The sequence below is a fragment of the Citrobacter sp. Cf118 genome (genome assembly GCF_030334095.1).
GTDB lineage: Bacteria > Pseudomonadota > Gammaproteobacteria > Enterobacterales > Enterobacteriaceae > Citrobacter > Citrobacter freundii.
In genome coordinates this window covers 43,749-59,787 of sequence record NZ_JAOWES010000062.1, presented here as the reverse complement: position 1 = coordinate 59,787, position 16,039 = coordinate 43,749, and the positions used below count along the sequence as shown (strand labels likewise).

Annotated in this window: 11 protein-coding genes and 1 pseudogene; 9 read left to right on the top strand and 3 right to left on the bottom strand. The window is 55.9% G+C overall.

Annotation, left to right across the window (positions count from 1 at the left end):
- Positions 1 to 4: 4 nt before the first annotated feature.
- Positions 5 to 535 carry an RNA 2',3'-cyclic phosphodiesterase gene (gene thpR, locus OGX67_RS05130; protein WP_204584088.1) on the bottom strand — a complete coding sequence of 177 codons (531 nt, stop codon included), beginning with the start codon at positions 533 to 535 and terminating at the stop codon, positions 5 to 7.
- Between the two features lie 73 nt (positions 536 to 608).
- Between thpR and hrpB the strand changes: the two genes are divergently transcribed.
- From hrpB to fhuB, 6 genes are all read left to right on the top strand, one after another.
- Positions 609 to 3,038 carry an ATP-dependent helicase HrpB gene (hrpB, locus tag OGX67_RS05125; protein ID WP_257651219.1) on the top strand — a complete coding sequence of 810 codons (2,430 nt, stop codon included), beginning with the start codon at positions 609 to 611 and terminating at the stop codon, positions 3,036 to 3,038.
- Positions 3,039 to 3,118: 80 nt separating this feature from the next.
- The gene (gene mrcB / locus OGX67_RS05120) at positions 3,119 to 5,656 is read left to right on the top strand and encodes a bifunctional glycosyl transferase/transpeptidase (protein ID WP_003018611.1); all 2,538 of its coding nucleotides are present in this window, start codon (positions 3,119 to 3,121) and stop codon (positions 5,654 to 5,656) included.
- Positions 5,657 to 5,959: 303 nt separating this feature from the next.
- On the top strand, positions 5,960 to 8,209 hold the full coding sequence (gene fhuA, locus OGX67_RS05115) for a ferrichrome porin FhuA (protein ID WP_044714923.1): 2,250 nt from the start codon (positions 5,960 to 5,962) through the stop codon (positions 8,207 to 8,209).
- Positions 8,210 to 8,255: 46 nt separating this feature from the next.
- On the top strand, positions 8,256 to 9,053 hold the full coding sequence (gene fhuC, locus OGX67_RS05110) for a Fe3+-hydroxamate ABC transporter ATP-binding protein FhuC (RefSeq protein ID WP_257651218.1): 798 nt from the start codon (positions 8,256 to 8,258) through the stop codon (positions 9,051 to 9,053).
- Positions 9,053 to 9,943: a Fe(3+)-hydroxamate ABC transporter substrate-binding protein FhuD gene (fhuD, locus tag OGX67_RS05105; RefSeq protein ID WP_003837517.1), complete on the top strand. Its 891-nt coding sequence runs from the start codon at positions 9,053 to 9,055 to the stop codon at positions 9,941 to 9,943. Before fhuC ends, fhuD begins: the two co-directional genes overlap by 1 nt.
- Complete coding sequence (gene fhuB, locus OGX67_RS05100; protein WP_257651217.1) at positions 9,940 to 11,922, top strand: Fe(3+)-hydroxamate ABC transporter permease FhuB; 1,983 nt, start codon at positions 9,940 to 9,942, stop codon at positions 11,920 to 11,922. The genes fhuD and fhuB overlap by 4 nt, the downstream gene beginning before the upstream one ends.
- Positions 11,923 to 11,995: 73 nt before the next feature.
- On the opposite strand, the gene hemL is transcribed toward fhuB, so the two are convergent.
- Positions 11,996 to 13,276 (bottom strand): glutamate-1-semialdehyde 2,1-aminomutase, encoded by a 1,281-nt coding sequence (gene hemL, locus OGX67_RS05095; protein ID WP_003837523.1) that lies wholly within the window; start codon positions 13,274 to 13,276, stop codon positions 11,996 to 11,998.
- Positions 13,277 to 13,444: 168 nt separating this feature from the next.
- Here hemL and clcA point away from each other — a divergent pair, with 168 nt between their 5' ends.
- The 3 genes and pseudogenes from clcA (at position 13,445) to erpA (ending at position 15,292) form a co-directional block, all read left to right on the top strand.
- The gene (gene clcA, locus OGX67_RS05090; protein ID WP_071696623.1) at positions 13,445 to 14,866 is read left to right on the top strand and encodes a H(+)/Cl(-) exchange transporter ClcA; all 1,422 of its coding nucleotides are present in this window, start codon (positions 13,445 to 13,447) and stop codon (positions 14,864 to 14,866) included.
- 23 nt (positions 14,867 to 14,889) lie between these two features.
- Positions 14,890 to 14,955: pseudogene (gene yadW / locus OGX67_RS05085) on the top strand (small protein YadW).
- Positions 14,948 to 15,292, top strand: coding sequence for an iron-sulfur cluster insertion protein ErpA (erpA, locus tag OGX67_RS05080; protein ID WP_003018581.1), 345 nt, complete (start codon positions 14,948 to 14,950; stop codon positions 15,290 to 15,292). The pseudogene yadW and the gene erpA overlap by 8 nt, the downstream one beginning before the upstream one ends.
- A 119-nt stretch (positions 15,293 to 15,411) precedes the next feature.
- On the opposite strand, the gene OGX67_RS05075 is transcribed toward erpA, so the two are convergent.
- Entirely contained in the window at positions 15,412 to 16,035 is a 624-nt protein-coding gene (locus OGX67_RS05075) for a TRIC cation channel family protein (RefSeq protein WP_003018578.1), read from the bottom strand.
- Positions 16,036 to 16,039: the final 4 nt, after the last annotated feature.

The following is a 16,039-nucleotide window of genomic DNA, read 5'->3' as shown; positions in this document are numbered from 1 at the left end:
TTAATTATTCAGTCAGCGTCCAGCGTTGCAACTGTGTGTAACGCGTGCGTCCTCGTGCGAATGAAGAGGAGTAAAGTGCGAACTCCGTGACCGGAAATGACCAGCCAAAGCCCGGTGGGGGGATGGGAACCGCGTGTCCGGCATCGCGCAGCAGCGTGATATGTGGGTGAAACGGCTGCGGGCTTTGATAACATCCGCTGCGCGCGGCCTGCGCCCGCAGCATATTCGCCAGTTGTAACAGTCCGCGCGGCGGCTGACGCATCCCCAGCCACACGACCCGCGAGCGCAGCCATTGTCCGGCATCATCGAGTTTGAGCGTAAAACCCGGCTGGCGAATGCGTCCCGCGAGTTGCGACAGCGCCTGCTGCTTCTCAGCGCTGACGTCGCCTAAAAAGGCCAGCGTCAGATGCAGATTATCGGCGGCGACGGGGCGACCTGCTTCAGGAGGGAACTGCGCGGCCCGCCAGTGGATTAACTGCTCCCGAACCTCGCCTGGCAATTCAATCGCAAAGAACAGCCTTTTTGGCTCAGACATGATGGATACTCGGTTATGAATTAACGCGATGCTACAATGCAGCGCGAAGAATGTTAACCCTCTGGAGCTATTTGTGACGTCGTTGCCCGTTGCCGCCGTAGTGCCTGAACTGCTTACCGCCCTTGATGCCTCGCCGCAGGTGCTGCTGACCGCGCCGACCGGTGCCGGGAAATCGACCTGGCTGCCGTTGCGACTGCTTGAACATGGTGGCATCAAGGGGCGGATTATTTTGCTGGAGCCGCGCCGTCTGGCGGCACGCAACGTGGCGCAGCGGTTGGCGGAGTTGCTGAACGAAAAGCCCGGTGAGACCGTGGGTTACCGGATGCGTGCGCAAAGCTGCGTGGGGTCGCAGACCCGGCTGGAAGTGGTGACGGAAGGCGTTCTGACGCGCATGATCCAGCGCGATCCCGAACTCACTGGCGTCGGGTTAGTGATCCTCGATGAATTTCACGAACGGAGCCTGCAGGCCGACCTGGCGCTGGCTTTGCTGCTGGACGTACAGCAAGGTCTGCGTGACGATCTGAAACTATTGATCATGTCCGCAACGCTCGATAACGGGCGCTTGCAGCAGTTATTGCCCGATGCGCCCATGATTATCTCTGAAGGCCGCACATTCCCGGTCGAGCGACGGTATCAGCCGCTGGCGGCACATCTGCGTTTTGACGAAGCGGTGGCGATAGCCACGGCGGAGCTACTGCGCCATGAAAGCGGGTCGCTGCTGCTGTTTTTACCGGGCGTTGGGGAAATCCTGCGCGTGCAGGAACAACTGGCAACGCGTGTGGGCGGCGATGTTGTGTTATGTCCGTTGTACGGCGCGTTGACGCTGGCCGAGCAGCGCCTGGCGATTTTGCCCGCGCCGCAAGGTAAGCGCAAAGTGGTGCTGGCGACCAATATTGCCGAAACCAGCTTAACAATTGAAGGTATCCGGCTGGTGGTGGACTGCGCCCAGGAGCGCGTGGCGCGCTATGACGCGCGTACCGGTTTAACGCGGTTGATTACCCAGCGCATTAGCCAGGCATCGATGACACAGCGAGCCGGGCGTGCAGGTCGTCTGGAGCCAGGTATCTGCGTACATTTGCTTGCCAAAGAGCAGGCGGAAAGAGCGACGGCGCAGGGAGAGCCGGAGATATTACAGAGCGATCTGTCCGGACTACTGATGGAGCTGCTGCAATGGGGATGTACCGATCCTGAGCAACTGAACTGGCTGGATACGCCGCCCGCTATCAACCTGCAGGCGGCAAAACGGCTGTTGCAGATGCTGGGTGCGCTTGAGGGCGACAGGCTCAGCGCCCGTGGGCAGAAAATGGCGGCATTGGGTAATGATCCCCGTTTAGCGGCTATGCTGGTTAGCGCCAACAATGACAATGAAGCCGCAACGGCGGCAAAACTGGCAGCAATTCTGGAAGAACCGCCGCGCGGGGGCAGCACTGATTTAGCTGTTGCGTTTTCACGAAATCAGTCCGCCTGGCAGCAGCGCAGTCAACAATTATTGAAACGGCTTAACGTACGCAGCGGGCAGCCCGACAGCGCGCTGCTTCCCTCGTTGCTGGCGCAGGCGTTTGCCGATCGGATCGCCCGTCGACGTGGGCAAGAAGGGCGCTATCAACTGGCCAACGGCATGGGAGCTATGCTGGATGTCGATGACGCCCTTGGACGCCATGAATGGCTGATAGTACCACTGTTACTGCAGGGCAGCGCGTCACCGGATGCGCGTATTTTGTTAGCGTTGCCGCTGGATATTGAAGTGTTGATGCAGACGTGTCCTGAACTGCTGCAACAGTCCGACACCATCGAATGGGATGAAACTCAGGGAACGTTAAAGGCGTTGCGTCGGTCGTGTATTGGCTCATTGACGGTAAAAGTACAGCCGCTGGCCAAACCCTCGGAAGAGGAGTTGCACCAGGCGATGTTGAATGGCATTCGCGATAAAGGACTCAGTGTGCTCAACTGGACGCCGGAAGCCGAGCAGTTTCGGCTGCGTTTGCAATGTGCGGCAATCTGGTTGCCGGAGTACGACTGGCCTGCGGTAGATGAAGATTCTCTTCTGGCGACGCTGGAGCGCTGGCTGCTGCCGCACATGAGCGGTGTGCACTCTCTACGCGCGTTAAAAGCAGTAAATGTGGGTCAGGCATTGCGCGATTTGCTGGACTGGTCAATGCTGCAACGTCTGGATAGTGAACTGCCGGCGCATTACACTGTGCCGACGGGAAGCCGGATTGCCATTCGCTATCATGAGGATAATCCTCCGGTATTGGCCGTTCGGATGCAGGAAATGTTTGGTGAAGCGAAGACCCCAACCATCGCCCAGGGACGCGTGCCTCTGGTACTGGAGCTGCTGTCTCCGGCCCAACGACCGCTACAGGTAACGAGCGATTTGAGTGCGTTCTGGCAGGGATCGTACCGTGAGGTGCAAAAAGAGATGAAAGGGCGTTACCCCAAACATGTCTGGCCGGACGATCCGGCGAATACCGCGCCAACGCGGCGCACCAAAAAGTATTCATAAATTGAGAGATTTCTTCTTCTGTCGCAGGGCGGAAGAACAGAGAATCGGGCCTTTGCGCCTGAATGTTGCGGAGAAAAAGCATGGCGGGGAATGACCGCGAGCCAATTGGACGTAAAGGGAAACCCTCGCGTCCAGTGAAACAAAAGGTGAGCCGTCGTCAACTCAGAGATGAAGAGTATGACGACGATTATGATGATGATGACTATGAGGATGAAGAACCGATGCCGCGTAAGGGTAAAGGCAAAGGGCGTAAGCCTCGTGGTAAACGCGGCTGGTTCTGGCTGCTGGTAAAACTGTCGATTGTTTTTTTGGTGCTGATCGCCATTTACGGCGTCTATCTGGACCAAAAAATCCGTAGCCGTATCGACGGTAAAGTCTGGCAGCTTCCGGCGGCAGTATATGGCCGCATGGTTAACCTTGAGCCAGAAATGCCCATCGGCAAGAACGAGATGGTGAAGCTGCTGGAGGCCACGCAGTATCGTCAGGTCTCGAAGATGACGCGTCCGGGCGAATTCACGGTACAGGCGAAGAGCATTGAGATGATTCGTCGTCCGTTTGACTTCCCGGACAGTAAAGAAGGGCAGGTGCGCGCACGTCTGACCTTTGATGGCGATCATCTGGACACTATCGAGAATATGGATAACAACCGCCAGTTCGGTTTCTTCCGTCTCGATCCGCGTCTGATTACCATGCTCTCTTCACCTAACGGCGAGCAGCGCCTGTTTGTCCCGCGCAGTGGATTCCCGGATCTGCTGGTAGATACGCTGCTGGCAACCGAAGACCGTCACTTCTATGAGCATGATGGCGTCAGCCTCTACTCGATTGGTCGTGCGGTGCTGGCCAACCTGACGGCCGGTCGCACGGTGCAGGGGGCGAGTACGCTGACTCAGCAACTGGTGAAGAACCTGTTCCTGTCCAGCGAACGTTCTTACTGGCGTAAGGCCAACGAAGCTTACATGGCGCTGCTGATGGATGCGCGTTACAGCAAAGATCGCATTCTTGAGCTGTACATGAACGAAGTCTATCTCGGTCAAAGCGGCGATAATGAAATTCGCGGCTTCCCGCTGGCGAGCCTCTATTATTTCGGTCGTCCGGTGGAAGAACTGAGTCTCGACCAGCAGGCGTTGCTGGTGGGGATGGTTAAAGGGGCGTCAATCTATAACCCATGGCGTAACCCGAAGCTGGCGCTGGAGCGTCGTAACCTCGTGCTGCGTTTGCTGCAACAGCAGCAGATCATCGATCAGGATCTGTATGACATGCTGAGCGCGCGTCCGTTAGGCGTACAGCCGCGTGGTGGAGTGATCTCGCCACAGCCAGCCTTTATGCAGATGGTGCGTCAGGAGCTTCAGGCGAAGCTGGGCGATAAAGTTAAAGATCTCTCCGGCGTGAAAATTTTCACCACCTTTGATTCCGTGGCGCAGGACGCTGCGGAAAAAGCGGCGGTGGAAGGCATTCCGGTGCTGAAGAAACAGCGTAAGCTAAGCGATCTGGAAACCGCGATTGTGGTGGTTGACCGATTCAGTGGCGAAGTTCGCGCCATGGTTGGCGGGGCAGAGCCGCAGTTCGCGGGCTATAACCGTGCGATGCAGGCGCGTCGTTCGATTGGTTCTCTGGCGAAACCGGCGACCTATCTGACTGCGCTCAGCCAGCCGAAGCTTTACCGCCTGAATACCTGGATTGCTGATGCGCCGATTGCGCTACGTCAGCCGAACGGTCAGGTCTGGTCGCCACAGAACGATGATCGTCGCTATAGCGAAAGCGGAAGAGTGATGCTGGTGGATGCGTTAACCCGCTCCATGAACGTACCGACGGTAAATCTGGGGATGGCGCTGGGCTTGCCTGCGGTAACCGATACCTGGTTGAAACTGGGCGCGCCGAAAGATCAGCTTAACCCGGTTCCGGCCATGCTGCTGGGGGCGTTGAACCTGACGCCAATCGAAGTAGCACAGGCGTTCCAGACTATCGCCAGCGGCGGGAACCGTGCGCCGTTGTCGGCGCTGCGTTCGGTTATTGCCGAAGATGGTACCGTGCTGTACCAGAGCTTCCCGCAGGCTGAGCGTGCCGTTCCGGCGCAGGCGGCGTATATGACGCTGTGGACCATGCAGCAGGTGGTTCAGCGTGGTACGGGTCGTCAGCTTGGCGCGAAATATCCTGGCTTGCATCTGGCAGGGAAAACCGGGACCACCAACAACAACGTGGATACCTGGTTTGCCGGGATCGACGGCAGCCAGGTGACCATCACCTGGGTGGGCCGCGATAACAACCAGCCAACCAAGCTGTACGGTGCCAGCGGCGCGATGTCGATTTATCAGCGTTATCTGGCTAACCAGACGCCAACACCGCTGGTGCTGACGCCGCCGGAAGATGTGGTGGATATGGGCGTGGACTATGATGGTAACTTTGTGTGTAGCGGCGGGATGCGCACGCTTCCGGTATGGACCACCGATCCTGATTCGCTGTGTCAGCAGGGTGAAATGCTGCAGCAGTCGGGGAATCCGTTCGATCAATCTTCTCAACAGCCGCAGCAGCAGCCTCAACAGCAGCAACCGCCGCAGCAAGAGAAGAAAGACAGCGATGGCGTGGCTGGTTGGATAAAAGATATGTTTGGCGGTAACTAACGCCAGCTTAAAAACCCGCTTCGGCGGGTTTTTCTTTTTGCGCTATATGGTTTTACTTTGCCTTGCCTGATGGCGCTGCGCTTATCAGGCCTGCGGCATTAAGGTAGCCATCCGGTACATTATTCGTTAAAACATTTCAGCCTAATTTATTAACCCTTTCTTTTCATCTGGTTATTTCTTAACCCCTCAGTTTTAGTAGGGGCGCGTATTGCTTGCTATCTCGCCAGAGTTTCGAATATTATGCTGCCGTTATAATAATAATTCTCGTTTACGTTATCATTCACTTTCATCAGAGAAATACCAATGGCGCGTCTTAAAACTGCTCAGCCAAGTTCATCACTGCGTAAAATCGCAGTAGTGGTAGCCACAGCGGTTAGCGGCATGTCTGTCTATGCACAGGCGGCGGTTGACCCGAAAGAAGAAACCATCACCGTAACTGCAGCTCCTGCTCCGCAGGAAAGCGCATGGGGGCCAGCGGCAACCATCGCCGCACGACAGTCTGCTACGGCGACCAAAACCGACACTCCGATTCAAAAAGTTCCTCAGTCTATTTCAGTGGTCACCGCCGAAGAGATGGCGTTGCATCAGCCAAAATCGGTCAAAGAGGCGCTTAGCTACACCCCGGGCGTTGCCGTGGGTACGCGTGGTGCGTCCAATACCTATGATTACCTGATCATCCGTGGCTTCGCTGCCGATGGCCAAAGTCAGAATAACTATCTGAATGGCCTGAAGATGCAGGGTAACTTCTACAATGATGCGGTGATCGACCCTTATATGCTGGAACGCGCCGAAGTGATGCGTGGTCCGGTTTCCGTTCTGTACGGAAAGAGCAACCCAGGTGGGTTGTTGAATATGGTCAGCAAACGCCCGACCACAGAACCATTGAAAGAAATTCAGTTCAAGATGGGCACTGACAGCCTGTTCCAGACCGGTTTTGATTTCAGCGATGCGCTGGATGATGACGGCGTATACTCTTACCGCTTAACTGGCCTGGCGCGTTCCGCCAATGCGCAGCAGCAGGGCGCAGAAGAACAACGCTATGCCATCGCGCCATCTTTCTCATGGCGTCCGGACGATAAGACAAACTTCACCTTCCTCTCCTACTTCCAGAACGAGCCGGAAACCGGTTATTACGGCTGGTTGCCGAAAGAAGGGACGGTGACTGAGTTGCCGAATGGCAAGCGTCTGCCTACCGATTTCAACGAAGGGGCTAACAACAATACCTATTCTCGTAACGAGAAGATGGTGGGCTACAGCTTCGATCACGAATTTAACGACACCTTTACCGTGCGTCAGAACCTGCGTTACGCGCAAAATAAAGTCTCGCAGAACAGCGTGTATGGCTACGGTATGTGCTCCGATCCGCTCTATACCAAGGATCCGGCTAACAGCCCTTGTGCCAGCGTTCCTCAGGCCGACTGGGATCATACGCTGACGCGTCAGTATGTTATCGATAATGAGAAATTGCAGAACTTCTCCGTCGATACTCAGCTGCAAAGCAAGTTCGCTACTGCCGACGTAGATCACACGCTGCTGACCGGCGTTGACTTTATGCGTATGCGGAACGATATCAACTCCTGGTTTGGCTATGCGGGCTCTGTTGCGCCGTCCGATATCTATAACCTCGACCGTAGCGACTTCGATTTTGGCTCACACCCAGGCCCTTCAGGTCCTTACAAAGTGCTGAACAAACAGAAGCAGACTGGCTTGTATGTTCAGGATCAGGCGCAATGGGATAAGGTGCTGGTTACTCTGGGCGGTCGTTACGACTGGGCTAAACAGGACTCTCTGAACCGTGTTTCTGGTGTAACGGATTCCCGCGATGATAAGCAATTCACCTGGCGCGGTGGGGTTAACTATCTGTTCGACAACGGCGTAACCCCGTATTTCAGCTACAGCGAGTCGTTTGAACCGGCTTCTCAGACGGGTGCAAGCGGTAATATCTTTGCGCCGTCCAAAGGTAAGCAGTACGAAGCTGGCGTGAAGTACGTGCCGAACGATCGTCCAATCGTGATCACCGGTGCTGTCTATCAGTTGACTAAAACCAACAATCTGATGGCCGATCCGAACGGATCGTTCTGGTCAGTTGAAGGCGGTGAAATTCGTTCTCGCGGAGTGGAAATTGAAGCGAAAGCGGCGCTGTCTGCCAGCGTCAACGTAGTGGGTTCTTATACCTACACCGACGCGGAATACACCACCGACACCAACTACAAGGGCAATACGCCTGCGCAGGTGCCAAAACACATGGCATCATTGTGGGGCGATTACACCCTTTATGACGGCGCGCTTTCTGGGCTGACGTTGGGTACTGGCGTTCGTTATACTGGTTCCAGTTATGGCGATCCGGCAAACTCCTTTAAAGTGGGGAGCTATACGCTGGTGGATGCGTTAGTACGTTACGATCTGGCGCGCGTCGGCATGGCGGGCTCCAACGTGGCGCTGCATGTGAACAACCTGTTTGACCGTGAATACGTCGCCAGCTGCTTCAATACCTATGGCTGCTTCTGGGGCGCAGAACGTCAGGTCGTTGCAACCGCAACCTTCCGTTTCTAATTTCTTTTGGGCACGCTTTGCGTGCCCGTTTTACAAGTTGGCTGCTATGCAGGAAAACAGATCCCATCCCGACACTACTTTTGCGTTGCGTAATGTCTCCTTTCGTGTGCCTGGCCGCACGCTTTTGCATCCTCTCTCATTAACTTTTCCTGCGGGTAAAGTGACCGGCCTTATCGGCCACAACGGTTCCGGAAAATCGACGTTATTGAAAATGCTGGGACGTCATCAGCCGCCGTCAGAAGGTGACATCCTGCTCGACGGACAGCCACTGGAGAACTGGAGCAGTAAAGCGTTTGCCCGCAAGGTCGCCTATCTGCCGCAACAGTTGCCGCAGGCCGAAGGGATGACGGTGCGCGAACTGGTGGCGATTGGCCGCTATCCGTGGCATGGGGCGCTGGGACGTTTTGGCGTTGCCGACAGAGAGAAAGTAGAAGAGGCGATTTCGCTGGTTGGCTTAAAACCGCTGGCGCACCGTTTGGTTGATAGTCTGTCCGGCGGAGAACGCCAGCGCGCGTGGATTGCCATGCTGGTAGCGCAGGACAGCCGCTGTCTGCTGCTTGATGAACCGACTTCCGCGCTGGATATCGCTCATCAGGTTGACGTACTGGCGCTGGTGCATCGCTTAAGTCAGCAGCGCGGGCTGACGGTGATTGCGGTGCTGCATGATATCAACATGGCGGCCCGCTACTGTGATTACTTAGTTGCGCTGCGCGGTGGTGAAATGATTGCACAAGGGACGCCTGCTGAACTGATGCGCAGTGAAACTCTGGAACAGATTTACGGTATCCCGATGGGCATTTTGCCGCATCCGGCTGGTGCTGCACCCGTGAGTTTTGTCTATTAATGATTGAATTACATCATATTACCCGTCGGCGGCTGCTTGCGGCGATGGCGCTGTCGCCGCTGTTGTGGCGGATGAATACGGCGCACGCTGCGGCGGTTGATACGCAGCGCATTGTGGCGCTGGAATGGCTACCGGTAGAGCTACTGCTGGCGCTGGGTATTACGCCGTATGGTATCGCGGATATCCCTAACTACAAGCTGTGGGTCAGTGAGCCCCCGTTGCCGGATTCGGTGATTGACGTCGGGCTACGTACGGAGCCCAATCTCGAACTGTTGACCGAAATGAAACCCTCATTTTTGCTGTGGTCAGCAGGCTATGGTCCTTCCCCTGAAAAGCTGGCGCGGATTGCGCCTGGCCGGGGATTTAACTTCAGTGACGGTAAAAAGCCGCTGGCCGTTGCGCGACAATCGCTACAGGAAATGGCGCAATTGTTCAATCTGCAAGCCTCTGCTGAACGCCATCTGACCGAGTACGATCGTTTTATCGCCAGCCTGAAACCGCGCTTCATTCAACGTGGCGCGCGCCCTGTACTTCTCACTTCCCTGCTCGATTCACGACATATGCTGGTGTTTGGCCCAAACAGCCTGTTTCAGGACGTGCTGGATGATTATGGGATCCCCAACGCCTGGCAGGGCGAGACAAATTTTTGGGGCAGCACTGCCGTGAGTATTGACCGTCTGGCTGCTTATAAGGATGTCGATGTGCTGTGTTTTGACCACGGCAACGATAAAGAGATGGCTGCGCTGATGTCTACGCCATTATGGCAGGCGATGCCGTTTGTCCGCAGCGGACGTTTTCAGCGTGTGCCTGCCGTCTGGTTCTATGGCGCCACGCTCTCGGCGATGCATTTTGCCCGCATTCTGGATAATGCGCTGGGAGGCAAAGCGTGAGTAAACGAATTGCGCTATTCCCGACCCTTCTTCTGGCGGTTCTGTTTGTCGCTGCCTGTTGGCTGACCTGGGTTAACTTCTCTGTTGCACTACCGCGCAGTCAGTGGCAACAGGCTATCTGGTCACCGGATATCAATGCTATTGAGCAGAGGGTTTTCCACTACAGTCTGCTGCCGAGGCTGGCGATTTCGCTGTTGGTCGGTACCGGGCTGGGGCTGGTCGGTGTCTTGTTTCAGCAGGTGCTGCGTAACCCACTGGCAGAACCCACTACGTTAGGTGTTGCAACCGGGGCGCAGTTGGGCATTACGGTTACCACGCTGTGGGCTATTCCCGGTGCGCTGACCACGCAATTTGCGGCGCTGGCGGGAGCATGTGTTGTTGGGGCTCTGGTGTTTGGCGTTGCCTGGGGCAAACGTCTTTCTCCGGTGACGTTAATCCTTGCCGGGCTGGTGGTCAGCCTGTACTGCGGGGCAATTAACCAGTTGATGGTTATCTTCCATCACGATCAACTGCAAAGCATGTTTTTATGGAGCAGCGGTACGCTAACGCAGACCGACTGGAGCGGCGTACAGCGTCTGTGGCCGCAACTGCTGGGCGGTGTGATGCTGACGCTGTTGTTATTACGTCCAATGACGCTGATGGGACTGGATGACGGCGTGGCGCGTAACCTCGGTCTGGCGCTGTCGCTGGCACGTCTGGCGGCGTTATCGCTGGCCATTGTTATCAGCGCCTTACTGGTTAACGCGGTTGGGATTATCGGCTTTATTGGCCTGTTTGCACCGCTGCTGGCGAAAATGCTCGGCGCGCGTCGTCTGCTGGCGCGTCTGATGCTGGCCCCTCTGATTGGTGCGTTGATCCTCTGGCTCTCCGACCAAATCATTCTGTGGCTGACCCGCGTATGGATGGAAGTCTCCACTGGTTCGGTGACGGCGCTGATTGGCGCGCCATTGCTGCTGTGGCTGTTGCCGCGCCTTAGAAGTATGAGCGCGCCGGATATGAATGCCAGTAACCGCATCGCTGCTGAGCGCCAGAATGTACTGATGTTTGCCCTGGCGGGCGGGGCGATATTGCTGCTTACCGTTATTGTGGCGCTCGCGTTTGGCCGCGATGCGCACGGCTGGACATGGGCCAGCGGCGCGATGCTGGACGAGCTCATGCCCTGGCGCTGGCCACGTGTTCTGGCGGCGCTGATTGCCGGGGTAATGTTAGCGGTAGCTGGCTGTATTATTCAGCGTCTGACCGGAAATCCAATGGCCAGTCCGGAAGTATTAGGAATTAGCTCCGGGGCGGCATTTGGCGTGGTGCTAATGTTATTTCTGGTCCCCGGCAATGCCTTTGGCTGGCTGCTGCCGGCCGGGAGCCTCGGTGCGGCAGCCACCTTGCTTATCATTATGATTGCCGCCGGGCGCGGGGGCTTTTCACCGCACCGCATGTTGCTGGCAGGGATGGCGCTCAGCACGGCGTTTACAATGCTGCTGATGATGCTGCAGGCCAGCGGCGATCCGCGTATGGCGGGGGTGCTAACCTGGATCTCCGGCTCAACCTATAACGCGAGTGGCGAACAGGTGCTGCGCACCGGGATTGTAATGGTTATCCTGCTGGCGATGACGCCGTTGTGCCGCCGTTGGCTGACAATTTTACCGCTCGGCGGCGATACGGCGCGGGCTGTCGGTATGGCTATTACGCCATCACGCGTGGGATTACTGCTGCTGGCGGCAGGGCTGACGGCGACAGCCACCATGACCATTGGACCGTTGAGCTTTGTCGGGCTGATGGCGCCGCATATTGCCCGGATGATGGGTTTTCGTCGGGCGATGCCGCATATGCTGATTTCGGCGCTGGCGGGTGGCGTGTTGCTGGTCTTTGCTGACTGGTGCGGCAGGATGGTGTTGTTTCCGTATCAGATCCCGGCGGGATTACTGTCGACGTTTATTGGCGCGCCGTACTTTATCTATCTGCTACGTAAGCAGAGCCGGTAAGTTATGCCGCCATCCGGCCTACGGCGTAGAATGTAGGCCGGGTAAGCGTAAGCGCCACCCGGCAATTCATCCTTTACAGTTTCGCAAACACCCGGCGCGCGGCGTCGATGGTGTTATTGATATCTTCTTCACTGTGCGCCACGGACATAAAGCCTGCTTCAAACGCGGACGGCGCCAGATAAATTCCTTCATCCAGCATCATGTGGAAGAAACGCTTGAAGCGTTCAACGTCGCATGCCATCACATCCTGATAGCAGGTTACGGTTTCTGCATCGGTGAAGAAAATCCCGAACATCCCGCCTACATGATTAACTACCAGCGGAATATTCGCTTCTTCAGCAGCTTCCAGCAGACCTTCCGCCAGACGCGTCGTCAGTTCGTTCAGCGTTTCATGAATACCCGGCTGGGCGACTTCGGTCAGACAGGCATAACCTGCCGCCATCGCGATTGGGTTACCGGAAAGCGTCCCCGCCTGGTAAACCGGTCCAGTCGGCGCCAGTGCGTCCATCACATCGCGACGGCCACCGAATGCGCCAACGGGCATTCCGCCACCGATGATTTTGCCAAGACAAGTCAGATCCGGCACGACGCCGTAATAATCCTGTGCACCGGCCAGCGCCACGCGGAAACCGGTCATCACTTCATCGATGATCAACAGCGCGCCAAACTCATCGCACAGTGCACGCAGGCCCGGCAGGAATTCCGGCAGCGGCGGGATGCAGTTCATGTTGCCTGCGACCGGCTCAACGATGATGCAGGCGATCTCCTGCGGATATTGTTCAAATGCCGCACGTACTGAAGCGAGATCGTTATAGGTGCAGGTCAGGGTGTGTTTCGCGAAATCAGCCGGAACGCCCGGGGAGTTAGGCTGACCCAGCGTTAACGCTCCCGAACCCGCTTTGACCAGCAGACAGTCGGCATGACCGTGGTAGCAGCCTTCAAATTTGATGATCTTATCGCGACCGGTGAAACCGCGCGCCAGACGGATTGCGCTCATCGTCGCTTCCGTGCCGGAGTTCACCATGCGCACCATGTCCATGGTCGGCACGAGTTCAGTGACCAGCTCCGCCATTTTCACTTCCATTTCGGTCGGTGCGCCAAAGCTTAAACCGCGCTCCGCAGCTTCAATCACCGCATTACGGATTGCTGGGTGATTATGGCCCAGCACCATCGGTCCCCAGGAACCGACGTAGTCAACATAGGCTTTACCATCGACATCGTACAGATACGCGCCGTCGGCTTTTTCGATAAACAGCGGAGTACCACCCACGCCAGTAAAGGCGCGAACGGGGGAGTTAACGCCGCCTGGGATAAGTTCGCGTGCTGCGCTGTAGAGATTTTCAGACTTACTCATGGATGGGGTCCTGGTTCGTAGAAAAAGTAAATGCCCGCTATTCTAGTTATTCAGAGAAGGTTATGAAAGTTTTACGCATTTGAAACAATACGATTTGCAGGGGATTTTCGTGAAATGTGCGAGTAGAATGCCGATTCCGTATTTGTATTACCAATTAATGATCATCTGATGAAGACAGACACTCCCTCTTTTGAAGCACAACAAATTGTGCGTTTACGCCGCAGGGATCAAATCCGTCGACTCCTGGAACGAGACAAAACGCCGTTGGCGATCCTGTTGATGGCTGCCGTAGTGGGTACAGTGACAGGGTTTGTTGGCGTGGCATTTGAGAAAGCGGTGACCTGGGTGCAGAATCAGCGCATTGGCGCGCTGGCTCAGGTTGCGGACCATGCCATTCTGCTGTGGCCGCTGGCATTTATTCTCTCTGCGTTGCTGGCGATGGTCGGCTATTTCCTGGTGCGTAAGTTTGCGCCGGAAGCCGGTGGTTCGGGGATCCCAGAGATTGAAGGCGCGCTGGAAGAGCTGCGGCCTGTGCGCTGGTGGCGCGTACTGCCGGTGAAATTTTTCGGCGGTATGGGTACGCTGGGTGCCGGTATGGTGCTCGGGCGCGAAGGGCCGACCGTACAGATCGGTGGTAACCTCGGGCGCATGGTGCTGGATATTTTCCGCATGCGTAGCGCAGAAGCGCGACATACCTTATTGGCTACCGGTGCGGCAGCGGGCCTTTCGGCGGCGTTTAACGCTCCGCTGGCGGGGATCCTGTTCATTATTGAAGAGATGCGCCCGCAGTTTCGCTATAACCTTGTCTCGATCAAAGCCGTGTTTACCGGCGTCATCATGTCTAGCATTGTGTTTCGTGTTTTCAACGGCGAGGCACCGCTTATTGAAGTTGGGAAGCTCTCCAATGCACCGGTGAACACGCTGTGGTTGTATCTGGTCCTGGGGATTATTTTTGGCTGTGTCGGACCGTTGTTCAACACCATGGTGTTACGGACTCAGGATATGTTCCAGCGTTTCCACGGCGGTGAAATTAAAAAATGGGTGCTGATGGGGGGGGCGATCGGCGGTCTGTGCGGGATTCTTGGCTTAATTACACCTGAAGCGGCTGGAGGCGGGTTTAACCTGATACCTATCGCTGCGGCAGGGAATTTCAGCGTTGGTTTACTGCTGTTTATCTTTATTGCCCGCGTCATTACCACGCTGCTGTGCTTCTCGTCCGGCGCGCCCGGCGGGATATTTGCCCCGATGCTGGCATTGGGCACGTTGCTTGGCACCGCGTTCGGTATGGCGGCAGCGGCCTCTTTTCCGCATTATCATCTGGAGGCCGGGACCTTTGCCATCGCCGGAATGGGGGCATTGTTGGCGGCGTCGGTAAGGGCACCGCTCACCGGTATTGTGCTGGTGCTGGAGATGACCGATAACTATCAGCTCATTTTGCCAATGATTATTACCTGTCTTGGCGCAACACTATTAGCCCAATTTATGGGCGGAAAGCCGCTATACTCGACTATCCTTGCCCGTACGCTGGCAAAACAGGAAGCGGAGCAGGCGGCTAAAAGCCAGGGTACAGCCGCTGGCGAGAATACTTGAACGAAATACCAGGGTATTAGATAATGGCCTTAACCATTGGGTTATAATTTGCCCAATTGCCAATGTCGTTTGGAGCAAAATATGAGTGATGACGTAGCGCTGCCACTGCAATTTACTGAAGCAGCAGCCAATAAAGTAAAAAGCCTGATCGCTGACGAAGATAACCCGAATCTGAAATTACGCGTGTATATCACCGGCGGTGGTTGCAGCGGTTTCCAGTACGGTTTCACCTTTGACGATCAGGTGAACGATGGTGATATGACCATTGAGAAACAAGGTGTTGGTCTGGTGGTTGACCCGATGAGCCTGCAATATCTGGTGGGCGGCGCGGTTGACTATACCGAAGGTCTGGAAGGTTCCCGCTTCGTTGTGACTAACCCGAATGCGAAAAGCACCTGCGGGTGTGGTTCTTCTTTCAGCATCTGATTGCTGTCTGTAATACCAGTGGTCTGATGGTGTAGGCCCGGTAAGCGTAGCGCCACCGGGCAATGTGCCGGATGGCGGCGTAAACGCCTTATCCGGCCTACATATTCTGCATCATCATGTCAACGTCCGTTATCATCCAGCGCAAACGTCGGTAATTTCAAATGCCAGCGAATTGCGGCAAGCCGAATCAGCAGGGTGACAATCATCCCCATCATACTGGCGTTTTCCAGTGAAACATCAAAGGTATAAAACGCCGTCGCATGCACGATCCCGCCGATAATACAGGCTGTGGCGTAGATCTCGGTGCGCAAAATCATCGGGACTTCACGTGCTAATACATCGCGAATGATCCCACCGCCGACGCCGGTAATCACCCCCATACAAATCGCAACCAAGGGTCCTGTTCCTGCGAGAAAGGCCTTGTTGACGCCAATACCCACGAACACCGCCAGGCCAACGGCATCAAGCACCGGAAGGATCCATTTCGGCAGGCGTCTTGGCTGCCGTACCAACAGGATCGTCAGCATACTGGTGATCATCGCTACGACCAGATCGGTTGGATCTTTAACCCAAAAAACCGGTCCATTATCCAGCGCCATATCGCGGATCGTGCCACCTCCGACGGCGGTAACCACGCCGAGGACCAGGACGCCAAACGGATCCATACGTAATTTTCCGGCCAGTAATACGCCAGAGATTGCAAATACCGCGGTGCCGACAATATCAAGCCAATAGACGAGCATTTTT

Coding starts and splice junctions, on each gene's coding strand:
- clcA (WP_071696623.1), top strand. CDS start 13,445: ATGAAGACAGACACTCCCTCTTTTGAAGCACAACAAATTGTGCGTTTA.
- fhuA (WP_044714923.1), top strand. CDS start 5,960: ATGGCGCGTCTTAAAACTGCTCAGCCAAGTTCATCACTGCGTAAAATC.
- fhuC (WP_257651218.1), top strand. CDS start 8,256: ATGCAGGAAAACAGATCCCATCCCGACACTACTTTTGCGTTGCGTAAT.
- thpR (WP_204584088.1), bottom strand. CDS start 535: ATGTCTGAGCCAAAAAGGCTGTTCTTTGCGATTGAATTGCCAGGCGAG.
- erpA (WP_003018581.1), top strand. CDS start 14,948: ATGAGTGATGACGTAGCGCTGCCACTGCAATTTACTGAAGCAGCAGCC.
- mrcB (WP_003018611.1), top strand. CDS start 3,119: ATGGCGGGGAATGACCGCGAGCCAATTGGACGTAAAGGGAAACCCTCG.
- OGX67_RS05075 (WP_003018578.1), bottom strand. CDS start 16,035: ATGCTCGTCTATTGGCTTGATATTGTCGGCACCGCGGTATTTGCAATC.
- hemL (WP_003837523.1), bottom strand. CDS start 13,276: ATGAGTAAGTCTGAAAATCTCTACAGCGCAGCACGCGAACTTATCCCA.
- fhuD (WP_003837517.1), top strand. CDS start 9,053: ATGATTGAATTACATCATATTACCCGTCGGCGGCTGCTTGCGGCGATG.